This is a genomic window from Pantoea sp. DY-5 (assembly GCF_019795955.1).
In the GTDB taxonomy this organism is placed as follows: Bacteria; Pseudomonadota; Gammaproteobacteria; order Enterobacterales; family Enterobacteriaceae; genus Pantoea; species Pantoea leporis.
The window spans coordinates 481,995-505,859 of sequence record NZ_JAIMIE010000003.1; the positions used below are offsets into that span (position 1 = coordinate 481,995).

Here is a 23,865-nt window from a genome sequence, read left to right on the forward strand (position 1 = left end):
CTAAAGGCTTGTAGCAGATTGCGGTTAGCGTGAAGGGAACACCTGTTTTTGATAGCGGCCCGGCGTGATGCCGTAGCGATGCGCGAAGGCGCGGGTAAGATGTGCCTGATCGGTAAGACCAACCGATGCAGCGACGGTTGCGGCACTGTCGCCGCGTGCCAACTGCTGCTTTGCGGCGAACAGGCGAAAAGCCATCAGCATTTGATGCGGCGTGACGTGGAAGTGTTGTTTAAAACTGCGCAGGAAATGCCACGGCGACAGTGATGCCAGCGCAGCCAGTTCTTCGAGGCGCACCGGTTCGGCGAGATTTTCACGCAAATAGTCTCTTACCGCATCAAAGCGATGTGCGCCTTCGACAGGTCGTTGCTGTCCCTGACGCGCCAGCGGACGCATTAACTCCAGCAGTTCGAGCAAAATGCTTTCACGCTCCAGCGTGGTTTCCGCCTGCCACATCTGCGCCAGCAATTGAGAAAACGGCTGCGCCAGACGCGCATCGGTGCGCAGAGCGTCGGTGAACCACCAATGACGATCGCCGGTCAGACGATCCATCTCCTGCGGATCGATATAGATCATGCGATAACGCCAGCCTTCGTCGCAGGCAGATTCACCGGTGTGCAGCTCGTCAGGATTCATCATCACCAGCGAATGCTGCGGCGCGGTGTAACTGGCGCCGCGATAGCGAAAGCGCTGGGCGCCGGATTCGATAGTGCCGATACCAAAGGCTTCATGAGTATGCGGTTCAAAAGCGTAGCGGGAGATGTGCGCCTGATACAGCTCGATGCCCGGCAGCTCAGCGAAATGCTGAAACTGCGCACGATCTTGCTCACAAGGAAAGATTTCAGGAACCACCTTCACGACACACCTCCGGAATAAATCGCTTATAAGCATGCGCGGCAGTGGCGATAAATGCAAAGCGGATTTGCTTTACCTCGTTGCGAGTTAACCGGACACTGACAAGACTTAACAGGAGATAAAAATGGCTAATCGTGTGGTTGTGGTAGTGGATATGCAAAACGGCGTGCTGGCATCGCCGCGTTTTGATCGTGCCGGACGCTGCGAGCGGATCAATCAGTTAACCGCTGCGGCCGATCAGGTGATCTTCATCCAGCACGTTGGGCCAGGTTTAGAGGTCAATTCAGCAGGCTGGGCCATCGTCCCCGAGTTGAATCAGCCGGCCAACGCCATCTTTGTCAATAAAACCGCCTGCGACAGTTTCTGGCAAACCGATCTCGCCGCTCAGCTCGACCAACGCGGTATTAAAAGCTTCGTTATTTGCGGCTGCGCGACTGATTACTGTGTCGATACCACCATCAAAGTCGGCGCCAGTCTTGGCTATCACATCACCGTCGCCGCCGATGCGCACACCACCGCCGACCGCACCTATGTTTCCGCACAACAGCAAATTAATCAGCACAACGAAGTGTGGGCCGATTTGATTATGCCGGGCAACCCGGTGCTGGTACGTGAGACGGAAGCGTTATTGCGGGAATGGCGACCGCATTAAGGCTGCACCTTGTTTGGCTTGAGATAAAAAATGCCACTCCTCGCGGAATGGCATTTCTGGATTCGATAACGTCCGGCCTGAGATAGCTCAGGCGGATTATCAGAACGGAATATCGTCGTCAAAATCCATTGGCGGTTCGTTGTTAGCAGGCGCGCTCTGCTGCTGTGGACGCTGCTGCGCACCGCCGCTGAACTGGTTGCCACCGCCCTGCGGCTGCTGTTGTGGCTGCTGTGGCTGGCCCCAACCATTGTTATTGCCGCCGCCCTGGCCGCCCGCCGGTGCGCCACCTGCGTTCGCGCCCTGCTGACGTCCGCCCAGCATCTGCATGGTGCCGCCAACGTTAACCACCACTTCAGTGGTGTATTTTTCCTGGCCGGCCTGATCGGTCCATTTGCGGGTACGCAGCTGACCTTCGATGTAAACCTGAGAACCTTTACGCAGGTATTCGCCAGCCACTTCCGCCAGCTTGCCGAACAGCACAACACGGTGCCATTCCGTGATCTCTTTGTTTTCACCGGTTGTCTTATCGCGCCAGCTTTCTGACGTGGCCAGCGTAATGTTGGCTACCGCGCCACCATTTGGCATGTAGCGCACTTCCGGATCCTGACCCAGATTCCCGACTAGAATCACTTTGTTTACGCCACGACTGGCCATGTTGCTGTCTCCCGATGAGTTGATGCTAAAAGTCTAAGCGAAAAATTGTATCACGTCACATTGGCGTGTGCCCACTTTAGAGCGGGATTCCAAAATTTATCGGCGGACAGAATAGCAAAAACACTGGATATTTATTCAGTTTATTTTTTGTGCCATAATGGACCGTTTCTGCTGGTCGTGCTGGCAAGGCATGGCGAGTGTTGTTCAATCCGGGAAAGGTGAATGGATAAGATCGAAGTCCGCGGTGCTCGCACCCATAATTTGAAGAACATCAACCTGATCATCCCTCGCGATAAGCTCATTGTGGTCACCGGTCTGTCAGGTTCCGGTAAGTCTTCGCTGGCGTTTGATACGCTGTATGCGGAAGGCCAGCGTCGCTATGTTGAATCGCTTTCGGCCTATGCGCGCCAGTTTCTTTCATTAATGGAGAAACCGGACGTTGACCATATTGAAGGTCTTTCGCCCGCCATCTCCATTGAGCAGAAATCGACTTCGCATAACCCGCGTTCCACCGTCGGCACCATTACCGAAATTCATGACTATCTGCGCCTGCTGTTTGCACGCGTGGGTGAACCGCGCTGTCCGGATCATGACGTTCCACTGGCGGCGCAAACCGTGAGTCAAATGGTCGATCAGGTGCTGTCGCAGGAAGAAGGCCGTCGTCTGATGCTGCTGGCGCCGGTGGTGAAAGATCGCAAAGGCGAACACACCAAAACGCTGGAAAACCTCGCCGCGCAGGGCTATATCCGTGCGCGTATCGATGGCGAAGTGTGCGATCTGTCGGATCCGCCGAAGCTGGAGTTGCAGAAGAAGCACACCATCGAAGTGGTGATTGACCGTTTCCGCGTGCGCGAGGATCTTGCAACGCGTCTGGCCGAATCCTTCGAGACCACGCTGGAACTGAGCGGTGGTACCGCGATCGTCGCCGATATGGACGATACCAACGCCGAAGAGATGCTGTTCTCGGCTAACTTTGCCTGCCCGATTTGTGGCTACAGCATGCGCGAACTCGAACCGCGCCTGTTCTCGTTTAACAACCCGGCTGGCGCCTGCCCGACTTGCGATGGCCTGGGCGTGCAGCAATATTTCGATCCCGATCGAGTGGTTCAGAACCCCGAGCTGTCACTGGCGGGCGGCGCCATTCGCGGCTGGGATCGCCGTAACTTCTACTATTTCCAGATGCTGCGCTCGCTGGCAGAGCATCTGCAGTTCGATGTCGAAGCCCCGTTTAACAGTCTGAGCGACAAAGCGCGCGATGTGATTCTGTACGGTTCAGGCAAAGAGAATATCGAATTCAAATACATCAACGATCGCGGTGACACCTCAGTGCGCCGCCATCCATTTGAAGGCGTGCTGCACAACATGGAGCGCCGTTATAAAGAGACGGAATCCAACGCGGTGCGCGAAGAGCTGGCGAAATTTATCAGCAACCGCGCCTGTGCCAGCTGTGAAGGCACGCGTCTCCGTCGCGAAGCGCGCCATGTTTTTGTTGAAGACACCAACCTGCCGACCATCTCAGAAATGAGCATCGGTCATGCGATGGATTTCTTCGCCAACATGAAGCTGAGCGGTCAGCGTGCGCAGATTGCAGAAAAAATCCTGAAGGAGATTGGCGATCGCCTGAGCTTCCTGGTGAACGTCGGCCTGAATTACCTGTCGATGTCACGTTCGGCGGAAACGCTCTCCGGCGGTGAAGCGCAGCGTATTCGTCTGGCCAGCCAGATTGGTGCCGGTTTGGTCGGCGTGATGTACGTGCTGGATGAACCCTCAATCGGCCTTCACCAGCGCGACAACGAACGCCTGCTTGGCACGCTGATTCACCTGCGCGATCTCGGTAACACGGTGATTGTGGTGGAGCACGATGAGGATGCAATTCGTGCCGCTGACCATGTGATCGATATCGGTCCGGGCGCGGGCGTGCACGGTGGTCAGGTGGTTGCCGAAGGTGATGTGCACGCGATTATGGCGAATGAAAATTCCCTGACCGGCCAGTTCCTCAGCGGCAAACGTGAGATTGCGATCCCTCAAGAGCGCGTCAAAGGCGATCCGGCCAAAGTGCTGAAACTCACCGGTGCGCGCGGTAACAACCTCAAAGATGTCACGCTGACGATTCCGGTCGGCTTATTTACCTGCATCACCGGCGTGTCCGGATCGGGTAAATCGACGCTGATCAACGATACGCTGTTCCCGATTGCGCAGCGCCAGCTCAACGGCGCGACCACCATCGAAGCCGCGCCTTATCGTGAAATCGCCGGCCTGGAGCATTTCGATAAAGTGATCGATATCGATCAGAGCCCGATCGGTCGCACACCGCGTTCGAATCCCGCGACCTACACGGGCATTTTCACTCCGGTGCGCGAACTGTTCGCCGGCGTGCCGGAAGCGCGTTCACGCGGCTACAATCCGGGGCGCTTCAGCTTCAACGTGCGCGGCGGACGCTGCGAAGCCTGTCAGGGTGACGGCGTGATCAAGGTAGAAATGCACTTTCTGCCCGACATCTACGTGCCGTGCGACCAGTGCAAAGGCAAGCGCTATAACCGCGAAACGCTGGAGATTAAATACAAAGGCAAGAGCATCCACGAAGTGCTGGATATGACCATCGAAGAAGCCCGCGAATTTTTTGATGCGGTGCCGGCGCTGGCGCGTAAGCTGCAAACGCTGGTCGATGTCGGCCTGTCGTATATCCGTCTGGGCCAGTCAGCTACCACGCTTTCTGGTGGTGAAGCGCAGCGCGTCAAGCTGGCGCGTGAGCTGTCAAAACGCGGCACAGGCCAGACGCTCTATATCCTCGATGAGCCGACCACCGGCCTGCACTTTGCGGATATTCAGCAGTTACTGGAAGTGCTGCATCAGCTGCGCGATCAGGGCAACACCATCGTGGTGATTGAGCACAACCTCGACGTGGTGAAAACCGCAGACTGGATTGTCGATCTCGGCCCGGAAGGCGGCAGCGGCGGCGGTGAAATTCTGGTGTCCGGCACGCCAGAAACGGTGGCGGAGTGTGAAAAATCACACACGGCGCGTTTCCTTAAGCCAATGTTGAAGAAGTAAATTTCTCTCAGGCCCGCCATTGCGGGCCTGTTTTTTTCTGTCGGATTCCGCAACGAAATGCAGGAACAGGCAAGAATCAGACAACTTCAGGCATATACGCATTCCCCCCTGCTGACTATCCTTACAACGTTCCTTTTGGCGTCCCTTACGCCCTTTATCCCTTCAGTGTGCTGAACGGGATCCCGCATAGAAATCACGACACATCCTACTGGAGACACCATGAATATTACGCATGCCTATGCCGCACAGGACGCGAAAGCAAAACTCGCCCCGTTCGATTTTACGCCACGCGAACTGCGCGCTCATGATGTGCAGATTGAAGTGTTGTACTGCGGCGTCTGCCACTCGGACCTGCATACCGCGCGCAACGAATGGCGCAACACCATTTTTCCTGTGGTGCCTGGCCATGAAATTGTTGGTCGCGTGACGGCCGTTGGCGCTCACACCCACAACTACAAAGTGGGCGATTTGGTCGGTGTTGGTTGTATGGTTGATTCCTGCCGCAGCTGTCCAAGCTGTCAGGAAGGGCTGGAGCAGTATTGCGAAAATGGCTTCGTTGGCACCTACAACGGCGAAGATCGCGAAACCAAAGCCATCACCTACGGCGGTTACTCCACCAGCATGGTAGTAGATGAAAGCTTCGTGCTGCGCGTACCAGAAAATCTCGATCTGGCGGGCGTTGCGCCGCTGCTGTGTGCCGGTATCACCACTTACTCACCGCTGCGCCACTGGAATGTCGGTCCGGGTAAAAAAGTCGGTATCGTCGGTTTGGGCGGCCTTGGTCACATGGGCGTGAAACTGGCGCATGCGATGGGCGCACATGTGGTGCTGTTCACCACGTCACCGTCAAAAATTGAAGATGGTAAACGCCTGGGTGCAGATGAAGTGGTGATCTCGAAAGATGCCGATCAAATGGCCGCGCACACCAACAGCTTCGACTTCATCCTGAACACCGTTGCGGCACAGCACGATCTCAACCCGTTCATCGCCCTGCTGAAGCGTGATGGCAATATGACGCTGGTCGGCGCGCCGGAGCACGATCACCCGGCACCGCAGGTCTTCAACCTGATCTTCAAACGTCGCAGCATTGCAGGTTCACTGATTGGCGGCATCGCGGAAACCCAGGAAATGCTGGATTTCTGCGGTAAGCACGGTATCACTTCAGATATCGAACTGATCGCGATGAATCAAATCAACGAAGCCTACGAACGTATGCTGAAAAGCGACGTGAAATACCGCTTCGTGATTGATATCAATACCCTGCGCGAGGAATCTGCGGCTTAATTCGCCTCAGTGTTCATCATGGTTGACGCCCGCCGCGCGCGTGGCGTCAGCCTGTTGCCAGGATGCATCCACCAGATAGTAAATCTGCGAATCTTTCAGCGAACCATCCAGCCACAGCGTGCTCCAGTGCGACTTGTTTAAATGTTCGCTGGGAAACACATCGTTGTGCTCCTCCCGTAATAACTCCGCCAGCGCAGGCGTGGCTTTCAGCGACAAGGCCGGACGCCCTTTTACCTCATAAAGCATGGCAAACAGCACACCTTCACTCTTAATCTGCGTCGCCTGCCAGCACTCTTTAAAGCTTTGCTCCGCGCCCGGCTTGCTCATGCAGTACGTCAGTAAATCCGAAGTATTCATCTTTTATTCCCCTTGTAAGGTCGCCACGATACGCCGCACACCGCCCTGCACCCGATGTTCACCCAACCAGATTCCCTGCCATGTGCCTAACATCAGGCGACCACGGTTGACCGGAATCAGGAGCGAAACGCCGAGTAGCGACGATTTGATGTGTGCGGGCATGTCGTCAGCCCCTTCGTAGTCGTGCTGATAAGGCGCACTTTCCGGAACATGGCGTAAGAAATGCTGCTCCATATCGCTGCGCACGGTGGGATCGCAATTCTCATTGAGCGTTAACGACGCCGATGTGTGTTGCAGCAGGAGATGCAGCTGGCCGACGCGCACATCGGATAAGCCGTGAAGCTGGCCGACAATCTCGTCGGTGATCAGATGAAAGCCGCGCGCTTTAGCGCCAAGCGTAAGCGTTTGTTGATGCCACATGCCAGAATCCTAAAAGTAATCACACCGTTTAAGTGTGCAGCATGTCGGCGAAAGGTAAACCCTGAAGAGAGGAAAAAGCGGCAGAGCGTGAACTCTGCCGCCTGAAGGTTAGTCGCTCAGCTTAGCGGCCATGGTTTTGATGCTGCCCACATCATCTTTAGTGATCGCAGCCAGACGCTCGCCGTAATCTTTGTCAGCCTTGTAGAAGTACGACAGCATAATGGCGCGGCTCTGCACATCCACACCTTTCAGCGCGCCGCCCAGAGAATTGATCAGATCGGTTTTCTCTTTGTCGTTAAAGGAACGATACAGATCGCCCGCCTGCTTAAAGTTCTGCGTTTTAGCAATCATCGCCTGCTGCGTGATGCCGCTCAGCGGGCTGTGGCTGTAACGGGCGCTCTGCAGCTCTTCGCGCGGATAGATACGGCTTGGCTGATAGTTCACGCCATGATCGTCAGCTTTGCCGCTGTTCATCGCGCCATCCTGATTACCGTTACTCACCGGCACGCGCGGCGCGTTGACCGGCAACGTCAGGCCATTGGCGCCCAAACGGTGCATCTGGGTATCGGCGTAAGAGAACAGACGACCTTGCAGCAAGCGATCTTCCGATGGCTCAATGCCCGGCACCAAATTCGATGGCGCCATCGCCACCTGCTCGGTTTCCTGGAAGAAGTTATCCACGTTGCGATTCAGTTCCATCTGGCCGACTTTCACTTCTGCAATACCCGGCCAGATTTTGGTGGCGTCCAGCGGGTTGAAGTCGAACTTATCCAGATCGCTGGCTTTAATGGTTTGAATGTAGAGATCCCATTTCGGGAAAGCTTTGTTGTTGATCGATGCCACTAAATCTTCGGTCATGTGGCTGAAGGTGCCGCTCTGAATGGCCGCCACTTCGCCTGGATCGAGGTTTTTCTCGCCCTGCAGGGTTTTCCAGTGGAATTTCACGTAGTGCACTTCGCCTTTGGCGTTGACGAACTTATAGGCGTGCACGCTGTTGCCATCCATCTGGCGATAGTTTGCTGGCGTTCCCATGTTGGAGAACAGCATGGTCAGGCCGTGCGTGGCTTCTGGGACGTGAGAGAAGAAATCAAAGGTGCGCGCGTCGTTGCCAAGATTGGTGCGTGGATCGGGCTTAAACGCATGCACCATGTCCGGGAATTTAATCGCGTCGCGGATAAAGAACACCGGCAGGTTGTTACCCACTAAATCCCAGTTGCCCTGGCTTGTGTAGAACTTGGTGGCAAAACCGCGTGGATCGCGCAGCGTTTCCGGTGAATGTTTACTGTGCACCACGGATGAGAAGCGCACAAATACTGGCGTCACGCTGCCTGGTTTAAAGACTTCGGCAATGGTTAAGTCGCTGATGTCTTTGCTGGCGCGGAACTCGCCGTGCGCGCCGGTACCGCGTGCATGTACCACGCGCTCTGGAATGCGTTCTCGGTCAAAGCGTTGCAGCTTTTGGATCAGCTGCACGTCCTGCAGCAGCACTGCGCCGTGCTCGCCTGCGGTTTGTGAATTCTGGTTATCACCCACCGGCGCGCCGTTATCGCGCGTCAGTTCGGTACTGTAAGCCGGAACGGTGAAGGCTAACGCAAGCGCAATAGCCGTAGGTTTGAGTAAATAAGAACGGGCGGTCAGGGTCATGAGCATGCTTCCTTGTGCATAAAAATTCGCGATGAAGTTGTCGCGCTCGGCCATTTTTCGGCTGGAGAATCTTTACATTCAAGGAGTTAAGCATTAACAAGACCAGTCTCGTTTATCCTTAACAAAAAAGTAAAAAAAAACCGCCAGCCTGAGCTGACGGTTTTTTAATCATCAAATCCTGGCTTACATCACTGCGGCAAACGCCTCAGCAACCTGGTTAACGTTACGGCTGTTCAGGCCAGCAACGCACATGCGGCCGCTGGCAATCAGGTAGACCCCGAACTCATCGCGCAGACGATCAACCTGCTGCGCGCTCAGGCCGGTGTAGCTGAACATACCGCGCTGCTTGAGCAGGTAATCGAAGTTTTGACCCGGCAGCTTGGTGCTCAATACATTCACCAGCGACTGGCGCATTTCAATAATGCGTAAACGCATCGCTTCAACTTCTGCCAGCCAGTTGTTAAGCAGCGCTTCGTCATTCAGCACGCAGGAAACCACCTGCGCACCAAAGTTTGGCGGGCTGGAGTAGTTACGACGCACGGTGGCTTTCAGCTGGCCCAGCACACGAGCGGACTCTTCCGCGCTGTCGCAGACAATGGACAGGCCGCCAACGCGCTCGCCATACAGCGAGAAAATCTTGGAGAACGAGTTGCTGACCAGCGCAGGCAGACCCGCAGCCGCAATCGCGCGAATCGCATAAGCATCCGCTTCCATGCCCGCGCCAAAGCCCTGATAAGCGATATCGAGGAACGGAATCAGCTCCTGCGCTTTCAATACTTCGGTGGTTTCATCCCACTGTGCGTTGGTCAGATCGGCGCCGGTTGGGTTATGGCAGCACGGGTGCAGCAGCACGATGGATTGCTTCGGCAAGGTTTTCAGTTTGGCGATGAACGCATCAAACTTCACGCCGTTGGTTTCTGCGTCGTACCATGGATAGGTATTCACCTCGAAACCGGCACCGTTGAAGATTGCGACGTGGTTTTCCCACGTCGGATCGCTCACCCACACGTTGGACGCCGGGAAGTAACGCTTGAGGAAATCAGCACCGACTTTCAGCGCGCCTGAGCCGCCCAACGTCTGGATGGACGCAATGCGGCCCGCTTGCAGCATCGGATGTTGTTTACCGAACAGCAGCGGTGCAATGGCGTTACGGTAAGCGTTCAGACCTTCCATCGGCAGATACAGCGACGCCTGATGCGGCTGCGCCTGCAGGCGATCTTCTGCTGCGGCAACCGCCTGCAGCTGAGGAATGATGCCCGCTTCGTTGTAATAGAGACCAATGCTCAGGTTTACTTTGTTATCGCGCGGATCTTGTTTGAAGGTTTCCATCAACGACAGAATCGGATCGCCGGCATAGGCATCAACGTTTTGAAACACGGTGCAGATCTCCATGATTGGTCATAAATAAGAGGTAAAGATGCGTCATCAAACCATGTAACGGCCGGGACGATGATTCATTGCGATGATGAGATTGAGGATCACCGCGCCCGCGATTGAAGCAAACAGCATCGGTAACGACACCACAAATAGCGACGCTAATACCACGCAGGTATCGACCGCCATTTGCAGTTTTCCGGCACGCAGACCGATGCGATCCTGCAGCCAGAGCGCCAAAATATTGATGCCGCCGAGGCTGGCTTTGTGACGGAACAACACTATAAACCCAATGCCCATCACCACGTTACCGAACAGTGTCGCATAAAACGGATTTAGCGCAGAAAAATGCACAAACAGCGGATGCAGATGGGTGAACAGCGACACCAGGCCAACCGCGCAGAAGGTTTTCAGGGTAAATTCCCACCCCATGCGTCGCACGGCCAGCCAGTAAAATGGCAGGTTGATCAGGAAGAAGGCGCTACCGAAGGAGAGCGGTGACAAATAGCTGATTAAGAAAGCAATACCGGCAGAACTGCCGGTGAGTGCGCCCGCCTGTTTCAGCATAATGACGCCGAAAGAGACCATTAGCGTGCCGAGGACTATCGCCAGCGCATCTTCAATCAGCGAATGCGGAACTTTAGTGGGTTGAACAACGTTATCCATGGGTTAATCTCATTGCAAATGATGCGGTTCAAATGCAAAAAACGCACCACATCGGCGGCGTACGCTCGCCGCCGATGGGTGCCAGTGATTATCCAATTGATAACTAAGGCGCTTTATTGCAGGTTTTTGTGCATCAGTTGCGACTTAAACCATCAACCCATGCACAAATCTGTTTTCTGGTGCGCGTTTTTTGCATTATTGAGGCAATAATTGCACCAGATTAGCACATCACGCACTTTTTTGGCGCGTTTTGTGCTGCGGGATCATCATCAAACCGTTCTCTTTTAAACGGCTCAATACCACGGAAGTTTTCACGTGCGCCACGCTTTGATGGCCAGCGACTAACTGGCTGATCAGCGCGCTCAGTGAGGCCAGATCGGCCACCGCCACTTTCAGCAGATAATCGGCATCGCCGGTGGTTTTGAACGCATCAACAATCGCGGCTTCTTCTTCCACCATGCGATGAAAACTCTCTTCATAATCCGGCGTATGGTTTTTCAATCGCACTTCAATCAATCCCACCATGCCAAGGCCCACCGCGTCGGGCGAGAGGCGTGCGTGATAGCCGAGAATGAGATTGGCCTGCTCAAGATTGATGCGGCGGCGTGAACATTGCGACGCCGAAAGTCCGACTAAATCACTGAGTTCCTGGTTGGTGAGGCGTCCGTTAGATTGTAATAATGTCAATATCTTAAGGTCGTGATCGTCTACCTGAGTCATTCTGTTTCCACAGCGTAATAAGGGGCGCTTTGCTACAGATAACCTGATTAAAGCCGGGGTTGTCCAACACTATTTTCTGATGACGTGAAATGCATGCACAAAACGTGCATGCATCCGGAATGAAAGGGTTATTCGTCGTCGTATTGCGGGCCAGCGTAGTTATCAAAGCGCGACCATTGGCCATTAAAGGTCAAGCGTACCGTACCGATCGGGCCGTTACGCTGTTTACCAAGGATGATCTCGGCGATGCCTTTAAGATCGCTGTTTTCGTGATACACCTCGTCACGGTAGATGAACATGATCAAGTCGGCATCCTGCTCGATCGAACCTGATTCACGCAGATCCGAGTTCACTGGGCGCTTATCCGCACGTTGTTCCAGTGAGCGGTTTAGCTGCGACAGCGCCACCACCGGCACATTCAGCTCTTTCGCCAGCGCTTTAAGTGAGCGCGAGATCTCGGCGATCTCCAGCGTACGGTTGTCCGACAGCGCAGGCACGCGCATCAGCTGCAGGTAGTCGATCATGATCAGGCTCAACCCGCCGTTTTCGCGGAAGATGCGGCGCGCGCGTGAGCGCACTTCGGTGGGCGTCAGGCCAGAAGAGTCATCGATAAACATGTTCTTCTTCTCAAGCAAAATCCCCATAGTGGCGGAAATGCGCGCCCAATCTTCATCTTCCAGCTGACCGGTACGAATGCGCGTCTGATCCACGCGCGACAGCGACGCCAGCATACGCATCATCAGCTGCTCGCTGGGCATCTCCAGGCTGAAAATCAACACCGGCTTGTCCTGCAGCATCGCGGCGTTTTCGCACAAATTCATGGCGAAGGTGGTTTTACCCATCGAAGGACGCGCCGCGACGATGATCAGATCCGAGCCCTGTAAACCGGCGGTTTTTTTGTTCAAATCCTGATAGCCGGTATCGACGCCGGTGACGCCGTCGTGCGGCGTTGAGACCAGCGACTCAATGCGCGATACCGTGGCTTCCAGAATCTGCTCGATATTCTGCGGGCCCTGATCTTTATTAGCGCGCTGTTCAGCAATTTTGAAAACGTTCGATTCAGCAAAGTCGAGCAGATCTTCACTGCTACGTCCTTGCGGATCGTAACCGGCATCGGCGATTTGGTTCGCCACAGAAATCATTTCGCGCACTACCGCACGTTCACGCACGATATCGGCATAGGCACCAATGTTCGCGGCACTTGGCGTATTTTTTGCCAGTTCGGCCAGATAGGCGAAGCCGCCGGCCATCTCTAATTCACCCAGCGTTTCCAGCGATTCAGAGAGCGTAATCAGGTCGATCGGCTGGCCAGCTTCCAGCAAACGCTGCATTTCCGTGAAAATCAGACGGTGCGAGCGGTTGAAGAAATCACTGGCGACGACGCGTTCAGAAACGTTGTCCCAGCGCTGGTTATCCAGCATCAACCCACCGAGCACCGACTGCTCCGCTTCTATGGAATGCGGCGGCATTTTCACGCCTTCCAGCTGCCGATCGCGGGGTTCGTTCGATTTGTTGGTGGGTTTATTTCCTGCCATAGTGAATGCATTACCGATCGTGAAAGGGACGCGCAAGTATACCGTCCCAGGATGAACAATCACAGGAGTCAGAATGGCAAAGCGTATTCAGTTCAACCAACACGGCGGCCCAGATGTACTGCAATGGGTCGATTTCGAACTGGCCGATCCCGCCGAACATGAAGTGCAGGTGGAAAACAAGGCGATTGGCATTAACTACATTGATACCTACGTGCGCAGCGGCTTGTATCCGCAAAGCAGCTTCCCTTCCGGTTTGGGCACCGAAGCCGCCGGCGTGGTGAAGCGTGTCGGATCGGCGGTGACGCGGTTTAAAGCGGGAGACCGCGTGGTCTATTGTCAGGCCGCGCTGGGCGCCTACAGCGAAGTGCATAATGTGGCGGAAGATCGTCTGGTGATCCTGCCGGACAGCATCTCATTTGAACAAGGCGCGGCCTCTTTCCTCAAAGGCTTAACCGTGCAGTATCTGCTGCGCCAAACCTATAAAGTGAAAGCCGATGAAATCTTCCTGTTCCATGCCGCTGCAGGTGGCGTGGGGTTGATCGCCTGCCAATGGGCCAAAGCGCTTGGCGCACATCTGATTGGCACGGTAGGTTCCGCAGAGAAAGCGAAGATAGCTAAAGATGCCGGTGCCTGGGCGACAATTAACTATCGTGAAGAGAATATCGCGAAGCGCGTCAGCGAGTTGACCAATGGCGAGAAAGTGGCCGTGGTGTATGACTCGGTGGGGAAAGATACCTGGGAACCTTCGCTGGATAGCCTGCGTCGCCACGGATTAATGGTCAGCTTTGGTAATGCTTCGGGGCCGGTAACCGGCGTTGATCTCGGCATTCTGAACAAGAAAGGCTCGCTGTTCGTCACCCGCCCTTCGCTGTTCGGCTACATCACCAACCGTGAAGAGCTGGATGCCGCCAGCAATGAATTGTTCTCACTGATTGCCAGCCGGGCGATTCAGCTTAACGTGCCCGAGCAGCAGAAATTTGCCTTAAGTGACGCGGTGCGCGCGCATCAGGTGCTGGAGAGCCGCGCAACTCAAGGTTCCAGCTTGCTGATTCCCTGATCGCTAAATGCAAACGGGGCTTCCCGTAGGAAGCCCCTTTTTCTTTCTTTTTTATAGTTCGCGCTGGTGTAGGGACAGCGGCGATGAATTCGTTTGAAACAACGCCAATCATCCTGACAGAAAACATAAGTAAAAAATATGTTTAAATGCGGAATTATTCTAAGCAATTTCCGAGTCTGTGATCGTCACCGCAATTAGCGCCAGTCCCTTCTATCTAAGTCGCTGATTTTTCTTTTCAGCCTGCGTAATTTTGCCTCACCTGTTGGCGTGGTAAATGCCCGATAAAGCCATACAGCGACAACCGCCATAACCAGCCATGGCAACACTTTAATAACAATTGCCAGCAATCCGCCAAAGAACATCAAAGCGGTCGCCACCACCAATGCTGCAATAACGCCCAGCAGCGAAACGCCGGTGAACAGCAGCATCAGAAAAAAGCCGATAACAAATAGAATTTCCACGAAGGCTCTCCTGTGTAAGTAACATCAGGAACATTACAAGATACGTGCCAACTTATAAATCTGGCTAACTGTTTGAAAGCATTGGATAAGGGATGAATGAAGGATTAATCAGATGATGCAAAAAACTAATTTATGGCGCAGAAAAAACCACCCCAATGGCTTTCCGGTGCGCATTAATGCGCACCCTACAAAATCCCGAATTGCGCAGGTTTTCGTAGGGTGCCATTTATGGCGACCTCATAACAACGATGATTACATCACTTCCTGCGGAATTTTATCCGCTACCAGCGCTAACGCCGCTTCCAGCACGCGCACATCGGCGCCGGGTTTATGGGCATTTTCACTTAAATAGCGACGCCACTGGCGCGCACCCGGAATGCCCTGGAACAGGCCAAGCATATGGCGCGTCACATGGCCGAGATACATGCCTTTGGATAATTCAGCTTCAATGTACGGATACATCGAGCGCACCACCGCCACTGGATCGACGCGCGGCGTATCGCGGCCAAACAGCTCGCGGTCAACCTGCGCCAGAATGCCCGGATTCTGATAGGCTTCGCGCCCCATCATCACGCCATCCATATGCTGCAGATGCAGTTTGGCCTCTTCCAGCGTTTTGATGCCGCCATTAATCGCCATGGTCAGCGCCGGAAAATCGCGCTTCAGCTGGTAAACGCGGGGATAATCGAGCGGCGGAATCTCGCGATTCTCTTTCGGGCTTAAACCCGACAGCCACGCTTTGCGCGCGTGGATAATAAAGGTATCGCAGCCGCCCTGTTGCGCCACGGTGCCAATAAAATCACACAGGAATTCGTAGCTGTCCTGCTCATCAATACCGATGCGGGTTTTAACCGTCACCGGAATGCTCACCACATCGCGCATCGCTTTAATGCAGTCGGCAACCAGCGCCGCATCGCCCATCAGGCAGGCGCCAAAACGGCCGTTCTGGACGCGATCGGATGGACAACCCACGTTGAGGTTGATCTCATCGTAGCCACGCTCTTCTGCCAGCTTAGCGCACTGCGCCAGCGCGGCGGGATCGCTGCCACCCAGCTGCAGCGCCAGCGGATGCTCTTCCTCGCTGTAGGCCAGATAGTCGCCTTTACCGTGAATGATCGCGCCGGTCGTAACCATTTCGGTGTACAGCAGCGTATCACCGCTCAGCTTACGGTGAAAATAACGACAGTGACGATCGGTCCAATCTAGCATTGGGGCGATGGAAAAACGTTGCGAGGAGAAAGTATCGGTCATGAAACGCAGTAAATCCGCAGTAAGTAAGTGATGAGAAACTGCACAATCATATCACAGCAAAACGGGCGGCACAGCCGCCCGTTATCAGACGGGTAATTAGAAGTTGAATCCGAGCTGCAGCATGGCACCTACGGTGTTGTCTTTACCTACAGAACCGGCCAGGTCCAGATGGACAGCATTGTTGAACGGTGACACACCCAAACCGGCGGTGAACACGTCAGTATCGGTCGACTTCAGATCGGCGCGATAGCCGGCACGCAGCGCCAGCCAATCCAGCACACGATATTCCGCACCTACGCCAGCATATTGGCTGGTGTCTTCCGACTTGAAGCGCTTGGTTTCAGTCAGATCAACATCCCCAGCCAGCGTAAACGGCCCGTTATTCCAGGAAAGCCCTGTAGTGACCAACGGACGAATTTGATAAGTATCGCGGTAACCGTTCACCTCTTTGGTATCGAGATCGCGCGAGATCAGGTTTTGTCCGGTCACGCCAAAGGTCCAGTTCTCACCGAAATCTGTTGCGACACCCGCATCCATGTTGAAACCGGTATCGCTGCTACGGTAGCGGCTGCTGTTGATGTCGCTCTTGTCGTAGTTGTAGATACTCGCGGTGTAGTTATACAGCCAGGTTTTCTGCAGCTTTGGCGTCACGCCGACAGAAACCGGATGGCCGGCAATCGAGAACTCATGCGCGACTGACACACCATAATCGGTGACTAATGCCGCCAGGCCATTGGCACTGGAGCGTAAGTTATTTTCATCACCCGGCACAGGCACTCTCGTGCCATTGGCAACCGCGCGCAGGTAGGCAATATCGCTATCTGCCACGTTGGCGCGCACAATCGCAGTGCCGTAAGCCTTGGTGATAAAGGCAAAAGGTAAGGTTTCATTCGGAACGGTGACGGCCACGGCCACGCCGGCTGTTGCGTGAGCTTTATTACCACGCAGGTCGCTGAGCTGGTTAGCCATATCGCCCGCGGCGGCCTTCAGCTGCGGGTAACCATTGAGGTAATCCTGAAAGGTCAGGTTATCGATCACGTCCTGATAACGATCAACGGTATCGGTAATGTCGTCAACGCGATCGATCAATTTGTCTTTATCGGTAACCTGTGCGCCGGCTGATGGAAGAATGATGCTGACGTTATCTTCAGGCTGCGCCTTGGTCATCAATGCTGGGTTAGCCAGCACCGCTGAACTCCAGGTGGAAGAGGCTACGCCGGTACCGCCCATTGCGTCGTTACGCGCGTCGTACCATGTACCTGCTGCCAGAGCTGAGGAAGAGAGAAATACTGCATTCAAACCAACAAGATAAGCTACTTTTTTGTGCCTGAATAATGTCTTCGCCATGAGCCTGCCATCACCTTTGAAATGTCGCTGAATCACTCACCGACTGAAAGTTTAGTTAGCCGCTATTCTGAACCCTGGCTAACGCTTCATTGCTGTGAATTAAAAGGAAATAGCACTGCTATTCGCAGAATTGGACGCTTCCACGCCATTCCGCTGTGTTTTTATGCAGAAAAATTAACAGTGAGTTAAATGAGACCAGAAATTACTTAAGACCTTTTGAACCATAGCCGCTAACCCGGTGAGTTGCAAAGCAAAATCCGTGCAGGCGTTGCGCTGCCTGGCCGGACGCATTTTGCAGACATAAGGGTTGCAACAATATTGACGGAAAAATGGCGAAGGTAATCTATTGATTGGGGGGAATTTTCTTAGGGATTTTAAGGATAATAAGCAATCACAGCAGCGTAAAAATTTGTGTGATAAAATAACATCACCTGCAACCCGGAGAATGCTTATGTCAAACCTCACGCCAGAACAACTTCTTACCCAGGCTGAATCACTTTGCCTTGATCGCGGCGTGCGCCTGACCACTCAACGCGCCGAAGTGTTGCGCTTAATGGCAGAGCAGAATGGTTCGATAAGCGCTTACGATTTGCTGGATCAACTGCGTGTCAGTGAACCGCAAGCAAAACCGCCCACAATCTATCGCGCGCTGGATTTCCTGCTGGAACAGGGATTTATTCATCGCGTAGAGTCGAATAACAGTTACGTGGTTTGCCATCATTTTGATGAGCCGGCACATACTTCGGTAATGCTGGTGTGTGACGGTTGTGCGGCAGTTAGCGAAAAACATGCTCATGGCGTGGAAAAGACCATTGCTGCTTTAGCGGATCAGGCGGGATTTTCTCTGCGCCATACCGTGATTGAGGCACATGGTCTGTGTGAGAACTGCGCAGAAGTGGCGGCTTGCACGCATCATGAAAGCTGCGAGCATGATCATCAGGTCGAGAGTAAAAAGCGGGTTAGAAAATAGAGAGGCACTTCCTTGTGCCGGGCCAATCACTACGCTAAATGATTGGTGGGTAGGAGCATCATCCGTAAGGGAGATTACCAGCGGTAATCTTTATTGGTTGTTTCCCAATCTTTTACTTCTTTCTCGGCCTGGTCTTTACCATAACCGTAGCGTTCCTGGATTTTACCAACCAGCTGATCGCGTTTACCTTCGATCACGGTAAAGTCGTCATCGGTCAGCTTGCCCCACTTCTCTTTAAATTTGCCTTTGAACTGCTTCCAGTTTCCGCTCACTTCGTCTTTGTTCATAATAATCCTCCACTACATCCTGAGTGAGATAGATATATGGCCTGCTAAGTTGGCGATATACCCAGACAACGCGCTACTCATGTGCGCCGTATAAGGTAATTGTAGTAGCCGCTTCGCAGTTTGCAGAGAAATACAGATTAATCTGTAGGTTACGCTTCGCTTATTCAGGCGTTGAACCAGCTATCGCGCCGCCAGTGACCACGCCAAATGAGCCACAGCGTCAGTCCGCGTAACGCGAGGAATACCGTCACCGCCAGCCATAAACCGTGATTACCGAGCCACGGCAGCGTGAGCAGCGAGACGCCGTAGCCGATCGCCGCCATCACCATGCTGTTGCGCATCTCACGCCCGCGCGTCGCGCCGATAAACATGCCGTCCAGCAGATAGCACCATACGCCAACCAGCGGCAGAATCACCTGCCAAATCAAATAGCGGTCGGCCATCTCTCGTAGCGCTTCCAGTGACGTCAGCATTGCCACAATCTCCGGACCGGTGAATGCATAAGTCAGCGCAAAGATCGCGGCGACGAAGCATGCCTGGCGACAAGCCGCATGCCAAATCAGCAATAGTCGGCTGCGATCTTTGGCCCCAACCGCTTCACCCGAACAGGCTTCAACCGCGTAGGCAAATCCATCCAGCGCGTATGCGGTGAAAGTGAGGAACATCAGCAGCACCGCATTGACTGCCACTACATCCGGCCCAATGCGTGCGCCAAGGATGGTGAGCGACGCGAAGCAGATTTGCAGCATCAAAGAACGCAGCATAATGTCGCGATTGAGGCGGAATAGCCGCGCCGCATCGCCGCGCCAGCTGTTTTTAAGTAAAGTAAAATGGATACCGCGCATCTTCAGCACCCGCACCACCATCCACAAACCCACGCCCAGCGTGACATATTCTGCCAGTGCGGTAGCCGCCGCCGCTCCGGCGACACCCCAATGCAGTTTGAGCACGAACAGCAGATCCAGCAGGATATTCACCAGGTTGCCGATGATTAGCAGCACCATCGGTGCCCGCGCATACTGCACGCCCAGCAGCCAGCCAAGAATCACCAAATTGGCCAAGGTTGCGGGCGCACTCAGCCAGCGAATCTCAATGAATATTTTCGCCTGTTGCTGCACTTCCGGGCTGCCACCCATTAAAGCTGCCGCCAGGCTGCTGACCGGTGTTCGCAGCACCATAAACAGCGCACCAAAAACCAGCGCAATCAGTAGCGGTTGTGTGAAAGCGCGCGCCAGCGCGGTTTTGTCATTGGCGCCAAATGCCTGAGCGGTGAGTCCGGTGGTGCTCATGCGCAGGAACAGCAGGAGCATAAAAATGAAGCTGGTGGCGGTTGTGCCCACGGCGACGCCACCGAGGTAGATCGGGCTATCGAGATGACCAATAACGGCGGTATCCACCACACCCAGTAATGGGACGGTGATATTTGACAGGATCATCGGCAGCGCTAGCCGCCAGAGCGTTTTATCTGAAGAGGAAAACAGCTGCATTAGCCCATTCCGTTGTGTGCGGTAATCAGCGTAACGGCGCCAGAATGAGCCGCAGAAAGAGTCACAGAGAAGTAAAACAGCAGACTGCGGTCAGCGCAAACACACACCGCCGCAGTTGAGGAGGATCAGAAACTGATCAGAGCCACTCGCCGTTGCGCACAATCCCGACAGCTAAACCTTCAACGGTTAGCGACTGCTCACGGGTATCAACAACAATCGGCTGGAAATCGGTGTTTTCCGGCAGCAGATGTACAATCGCACCCTGCTTTTTCCAGCGTTTCACCGTGACTTCATCATCAATGCGCGCCACGACAACCTGGCCGTTACGCACTTCCTGCGTTTTGTGTACCGCTAACAGATCGCCATCCATAATGCCGATGTCTTTCATCGACATGCCGCTCACGCGCAGCAGGAAATCGGCGCTCGGTTTAAAGAGGTTAGCATCCACCTGATAGTGGGCTTCGATGTGTTCTTGTGCCAGCAAAGGTTCACCGGCAGCGACGCGGCCAATCAGCGGCAGCCCTTCGCTCGGTTCTTCTTCCATCAGCAAACGAATCCCGCGCGATGCGCCGGAAACAATTTCAATTACGCCTTTACGCGCCAGCGCTTTCAGATGCTCTTCGGCAGCATTGGGCGAGCGGAAACCCAGTTGCGCAGCAATTTCCGCACGCGTTGGCGGCATGCCCGTCTGGTTAATATGGTCGCGAATCAGGTCATAGACCTGTTGCTGCCGTGCAGTTAACGCTTTCATCCCGCCCCCTGGTTGTTTATACAGTCGCTGTGAGTATATACAGGTATTCGCGAAATGAAAACCGTAACAGAGGGAAAAATCAGCGGTTTGATGAATCTGGAATCCCTATCTCAAATGCGTCCAGAGCAGCGCGATCCAGACGAACAGAGCCAGTAAGATAGTCAGCAATACGGCAGCCGATCCCATATCTTTGGCGCGGCCCGCGAGCGGATGTTGCTCCTGCCCGATGCGGTCGACCACCGCTTCGATAGCGCTATTAAGGATCTCAACGATGATAACCAGCACTACCGAGCCAATCATCAGGATGCGGGAAAGGATATCTACATCCAGCCAGCAAGCCACGAGAATGGCCACCAGCGCGGCAATGGCTTCCTGCCGAAAAGCGGCTTCGTGCTGCCATGCGGCACGCAGGCCCTGCCAGGAATAACCGGCGGCTTTCACTATTCTTACTAAACCGGTGACGTTATTTGCCATGTCTATGGAACCCTTGAACTATTTTGACGTCAATGTGTGGGCAGTTTGAGGCGGCAGAGCCACAGACCTTCGCTGCGCTTTCTGGTATGCTTGCCGCGCTTTGCTAACAAGAGGCTTAAAGTTGTCTATGTCAGGTTGGCGTAAACTCTATTACAAATTATTGAATTTACCACTCTCTATTTTGGTAAAAAGTAAGGTCATTCCGACCGATCCTATCTCTGAACATGGGATCGATCCCACACGTCCGGTGATGTATGTTTTGCCTTATGATTCAAAGGCTGACCTGCTCACACTGCGTGCTCAATGCCTGAAACATGATCTGCCCGATCCGCTGGCTCCGCTGGAGATTGATGGCACCTTGCTGCCACGCCATGTGTTTATTCACGATGGCCCACGCGTGATTCCCTATTTCGTGGCCAATCCCGAATCGGTAAAGCTGTTCCACGATTATCTGGATTTGCACCGCAGCAACCCGCAACTCGATGTGCAAATGCTGCCAGTCGCGGTGATGTTTGGCCGTGCGCCAGGACGTGAAACCGCCGGTGAGTCCACGCCGCATCTGCGCGTACTCAATGGCGTGCAGAAGTTCTTCGCCATTTTGTGGCACGGCCGCGACAGCTTTGTGCGCTTCTCGCAAACCGTTTCGTTGCGCCAGATGGCGACCGAGCACGGCACCGATAAGTCGATTGCCCAAAAGCTGGCTCGCGTGGCGCGCATTCATTTTGCCCGCCAACGTCTGGCTGCGGTCGGCCCGCGTCTGCCTGCGCGTCAGGATCTCTTCAACAAGCTGTTACAATCCAAAGCGATCGAAAAAGCAGTAGAAGATGAAGCGCGCAGCAAAAAGATTTCGCATGAGAAAGCCCAGCAGAACGCCATCGAAATGATGGAAGAAGTGGCGGCGGACTTCTCTTATGAAGCGATTAAAGTCACTGACCGCGTGATGGGCTGGCTGTGGAGCCGCCTGTATCAGGGCATCAACGTGCATGGCGGTGAGCGCGTGCGTCAGCTGGCGCAGGATGGTCATGAGATTGTCTATGTGCCCTGCCACCGCAGCCACATGGATTACCTGCTGCTCTCCTACGTGCTTTATCATCAAGGCCTGGTGCCGCCGCACATTGCTGCCGGTATTAACCTGAACTTCTGGCCAGCCGGCCCGATTTTCCGTCGTCTGGGCGCCTTCTTTATTCGTCGTACCTTTAAGGGCAACAAACTCTATTCCACCGTGTTCCGTGAATATCTTGGCGAGCTGTTTAGCCGGGGTTACTCCGTTGAATACTTTGTGGAGGGCGGACGTTCACGTACCGGTCGTTTGCTGGATCCAAAAACCGGCACCCTATCAATGACGCTGCAGGCGATGCTGCGCGGCGGCAGTCGTCCAATCACCTTCGTGCCGATTTACATCGGCTACGAGCATGTGATGGAAGTGGGCACGTACGCCAAAGAGCTGCGGGGTGCGGCCAAAGAGAAAGAGAGCTTCCTGCAGATGGTGCGCGGTTTACGTAAGCTGCGCAATCTCGGCCAGGGCTACGTTAACTTCGGTGAACCCCTGCCGTTGATGAACTATCTGAACAAAAACGTGCCCGAATGGCGTGATGCGATTGATCCTATCGAACCGCAACGCCCTGCCTGGATGACGCCCGCCGTGAATGACATTGCGGCGAAGCTGATGGTGCGCATCAACGAAGCCGGTGCAGCCAACGCCATGAACCTGTGCGTCACCGCACTGCTGGCGTCACGTCAGCGTTCACTGACCCGCGAACAGCTGATTGAGCAGTTAGAGTGCTACACCCAACTGCTGCGCAATGTGCCATATTCGCCGGAAGCCACGGTGCCTGACATGAGCGCCGAAGCGCTGCTTGATCACGCCATGGGCATGAACAAGTTCGAGACCGAGCAAGACAGCATTGGCGACATCATCATTCTGCCGCGCGAGCAGGCGGTGCTGATGACCTACTATCGCAACAACATTCATCACATGTTGGTGATGCCATCGTTGATTGCCGCCATCGTGCAGCAACATCGTGAAATCAGCGAAGCAGAGCTGCTGCGTCAGGTTAGCCTAGTATATCCGATGCTAAAGAGCGAGTTGTTCTTGCGCTGGGACAAGGCGGAGTTGCCTGCGCTACTTAACGCACTCTGTGCAGAGATGGCGCGTCAGGGCCTGATCACCTTGCAGGATGGTCAACTAAGAATGACGCCGGCACGTCACCGTTCGCTGCAACTGCTGGCGGCGGGTATTCGTGAGACGCTGCAGCGCTTCGCGATTACCTTCGCTATCCTCAGCGCGAAACCGGCCATCAACCGTGGCACGCTGGAGAAAGAGAGCCGCACGCTGGCTCAACGCCTGTCTGTGCTGCACGGTATCAACGCACCAGAGTTCTTTGATAAAGCAGTGTTTACTGCGCTGGTCCTCACGCTGCGTGATGAAGGATATATCAGTGACAAAGGCGATGCCGATGCCGAACGCAGTCATATGATGTGGCAGATGCTGGCGGAACTGGTAACTAGCGACGTGCGTCTTACGATTGAAAGCGCGGTCACCCACGATTAACGCGGCGACAAGCTAATAAA

General features: G+C 54.4%; 22 protein-coding genes. 6 read left to right on the forward strand and 16 right to left on the reverse strand.

What is annotated here, in order from left to right; all coding sequences use genetic code 11:
* Positions 1-24: 24 nt before the first annotated feature.
* Positions 25-855, reverse strand: a complete 831-nt coding sequence (locus tag K5Y30_RS13215) for an AraC family transcriptional regulator (protein ID WP_222184969.1) — start codon at positions 853-855, stop codon at positions 25-27.
* A 121-nt stretch (positions 856-976) separates the two neighbouring features.
* Here K5Y30_RS13215 and K5Y30_RS13220 point away from each other — a divergent pair, with 121 nt between their 5' ends.
* The gene (locus tag K5Y30_RS13220; protein WP_210081825.1) at positions 977-1,504 is read left to right on the forward strand and encodes an isochorismatase family protein; all 528 of its coding nucleotides are present in this window, start codon (positions 977-979) and stop codon (positions 1,502-1,504) included.
* A 99-nt stretch (positions 1,505-1,603) separates the two neighbouring features.
* Here the strand turns inward: K5Y30_RS13220 and ssb1 are convergent, their stop codons facing one another.
* Positions 1,604-2,158 (reverse strand): single-stranded DNA-binding protein SSB1, encoded by a 555-nt coding sequence (ssb1, locus tag K5Y30_RS13225; protein WP_061718369.1) that lies wholly within the window; start codon positions 2,156-2,158, stop codon positions 1,604-1,606.
* 222 nt (positions 2,159-2,380) lie between these two features.
* Between ssb1 and uvrA the strand changes: the two genes are divergently transcribed.
* Both uvrA and K5Y30_RS13235 read left to right on the forward strand, forming a co-directional pair.
* Positions 2,381-5,209, forward strand: a complete 2,829-nt coding sequence (uvrA, locus tag K5Y30_RS13230; protein WP_222211706.1) for an excinuclease ABC subunit UvrA — start codon at positions 2,381-2,383, stop codon at positions 5,207-5,209.
* Between the two features lie 219 nt (positions 5,210-5,428).
* Entirely contained in the window at positions 5,429-6,493 is a 1,065-nt protein-coding gene (locus K5Y30_RS13235; protein ID WP_210081826.1) for an NAD(P)-dependent alcohol dehydrogenase, read from the forward strand.
* 6 nt (positions 6,494-6,499) lie between these two features.
* On the opposite strand, the gene K5Y30_RS13240 is transcribed toward K5Y30_RS13235, so the two are convergent.
* The 7 genes from K5Y30_RS13240 to dnaB form a co-directional block, all read right to left on the reverse strand.
* The gene (locus K5Y30_RS13240) at positions 6,500-6,850 is read right to left on the reverse strand and encodes an MmcQ/YjbR family DNA-binding protein (RefSeq protein WP_101763060.1); all 351 of its coding nucleotides are present in this window, start codon (positions 6,848-6,850) and stop codon (positions 6,500-6,502) included.
* Between the two features lie 3 nt (positions 6,851-6,853).
* Positions 6,854-7,270, reverse strand: a complete 417-nt coding sequence (locus K5Y30_RS13245) for a secondary thiamine-phosphate synthase enzyme YjbQ (protein ID WP_222184964.1) — start codon at positions 7,268-7,270, stop codon at positions 6,854-6,856.
* A 108-nt stretch (positions 7,271-7,378) separates the two neighbouring features.
* Positions 7,379-8,914 carry a catalase gene (locus K5Y30_RS13250; protein ID WP_255606654.1) on the reverse strand — a complete coding sequence of 512 codons (1,536 nt, stop codon included), beginning with the start codon at positions 8,912-8,914 and terminating at the stop codon, positions 7,379-7,381.
* A 183-nt stretch (positions 8,915-9,097) separates the two neighbouring features.
* Entirely contained in the window at positions 9,098-10,291 is a 1,194-nt protein-coding gene (locus K5Y30_RS13255) for an amino acid aminotransferase (RefSeq protein WP_222211708.1), read from the reverse strand.
* Positions 10,292-10,339: 48 nt separating this feature from the next.
* Positions 10,340-10,954 carry a YitT family protein gene (locus K5Y30_RS13260; protein WP_008109953.1) on the reverse strand — a complete coding sequence of 205 codons (615 nt, stop codon included), beginning with the start codon at positions 10,952-10,954 and terminating at the stop codon, positions 10,340-10,342.
* A gap of 228 nt (positions 10,955-11,182) precedes the next feature.
* Positions 11,183-11,674, reverse strand: coding sequence for an Lrp/AsnC family transcriptional regulator (locus K5Y30_RS13265; RefSeq protein ID WP_008109951.1), 492 nt, complete (start codon positions 11,672-11,674; stop codon positions 11,183-11,185).
* A 128-nt stretch (positions 11,675-11,802) separates the two neighbouring features.
* Positions 11,803-13,209, reverse strand: coding sequence for a replicative DNA helicase (dnaB, locus tag K5Y30_RS13270; protein ID WP_101763062.1), 1,407 nt, complete (start codon positions 13,207-13,209; stop codon positions 11,803-11,805).
* 73 nt (positions 13,210-13,282) lie between these two features.
* On the opposite strand from dnaB, the gene K5Y30_RS13275 reads away from it, so the two are divergent.
* Complete coding sequence (locus K5Y30_RS13275) at positions 13,283-14,266, forward strand: quinone oxidoreductase (protein ID WP_176970069.1); 984 nt, start codon at positions 13,283-13,285, stop codon at positions 14,264-14,266.
* Between the two features lie 194 nt (positions 14,267-14,460).
* Here K5Y30_RS13275 and pspG read toward each other — a convergent pair whose 3' ends face one another.
* The 3 genes from pspG to traF form a co-directional block, all read right to left on the reverse strand.
* Positions 14,461-14,727: an envelope stress response protein PspG gene (gene pspG / locus K5Y30_RS13280; protein WP_222211718.1), complete on the reverse strand. Its 267-nt coding sequence runs from the start codon at positions 14,725-14,727 to the stop codon at positions 14,461-14,463.
* A 252-nt stretch (positions 14,728-14,979) separates the two neighbouring features.
* Positions 14,980-15,978: a tRNA dihydrouridine(20/20a) synthase DusA gene (dusA, locus tag K5Y30_RS13285; protein WP_110868152.1), complete on the reverse strand. Its 999-nt coding sequence runs from the start codon at positions 15,976-15,978 to the stop codon at positions 14,980-14,982.
* A gap of 96 nt (positions 15,979-16,074) precedes the next feature.
* On the reverse strand, positions 16,075-17,325 hold the full coding sequence (traF, locus tag K5Y30_RS13290) for a conjugal transfer protein TraF (protein WP_137384961.1): 1,251 nt from the start codon (positions 17,323-17,325) through the stop codon (positions 16,075-16,077).
* Positions 17,326-17,776: 451 nt separating this feature from the next.
* On the opposite strand from traF, the gene zur reads away from it, so the two are divergent.
* Complete coding sequence (gene zur / locus K5Y30_RS13295; RefSeq protein ID WP_222211720.1) at positions 17,777-18,295, forward strand: zinc uptake transcriptional repressor Zur; 519 nt, start codon at positions 17,777-17,779, stop codon at positions 18,293-18,295.
* Between the two features lie 74 nt (positions 18,296-18,369).
* Here zur and K5Y30_RS13300 read toward each other — a convergent pair whose 3' ends face one another.
* From K5Y30_RS13300 to K5Y30_RS13315, 4 genes are all read right to left on the reverse strand, one after another.
* Positions 18,370-18,582, reverse strand: coding sequence for a CsbD family protein (locus K5Y30_RS13300; RefSeq protein ID WP_176970066.1), 213 nt, complete (start codon positions 18,580-18,582; stop codon positions 18,370-18,372).
* Between the two features lie 164 nt (positions 18,583-18,746).
* The gene (gene dinF / locus K5Y30_RS13305; protein WP_222211722.1) at positions 18,747-20,069 is read right to left on the reverse strand and encodes an MATE family efflux transporter DinF; all 1,323 of its coding nucleotides are present in this window, start codon (positions 20,067-20,069) and stop codon (positions 18,747-18,749) included.
* Between the two features lie 136 nt (positions 20,070-20,205).
* Positions 20,206-20,820, reverse strand: coding sequence for a transcriptional repressor LexA (gene lexA, locus K5Y30_RS13310; RefSeq protein WP_008109941.1), 615 nt, complete (start codon positions 20,818-20,820; stop codon positions 20,206-20,208).
* A 105-nt stretch (positions 20,821-20,925) separates the two neighbouring features.
* The gene (locus K5Y30_RS13315; RefSeq protein ID WP_222211728.1) at positions 20,926-21,294 is read right to left on the reverse strand and encodes a diacylglycerol kinase; all 369 of its coding nucleotides are present in this window, start codon (positions 21,292-21,294) and stop codon (positions 20,926-20,928) included.
* Between the two features lie 127 nt (positions 21,295-21,421).
* Here K5Y30_RS13315 and plsB point away from each other — a divergent pair, with 127 nt between their 5' ends.
* On the forward strand, positions 21,422-23,845 hold the full coding sequence (plsB, locus tag K5Y30_RS13320) for a glycerol-3-phosphate 1-O-acyltransferase PlsB (protein WP_222211729.1): 2,424 nt from the start codon (positions 21,422-21,424) through the stop codon (positions 23,843-23,845).
* The last annotated feature ends 20 nt before the right edge of the window (positions 23,846-23,865 follow it).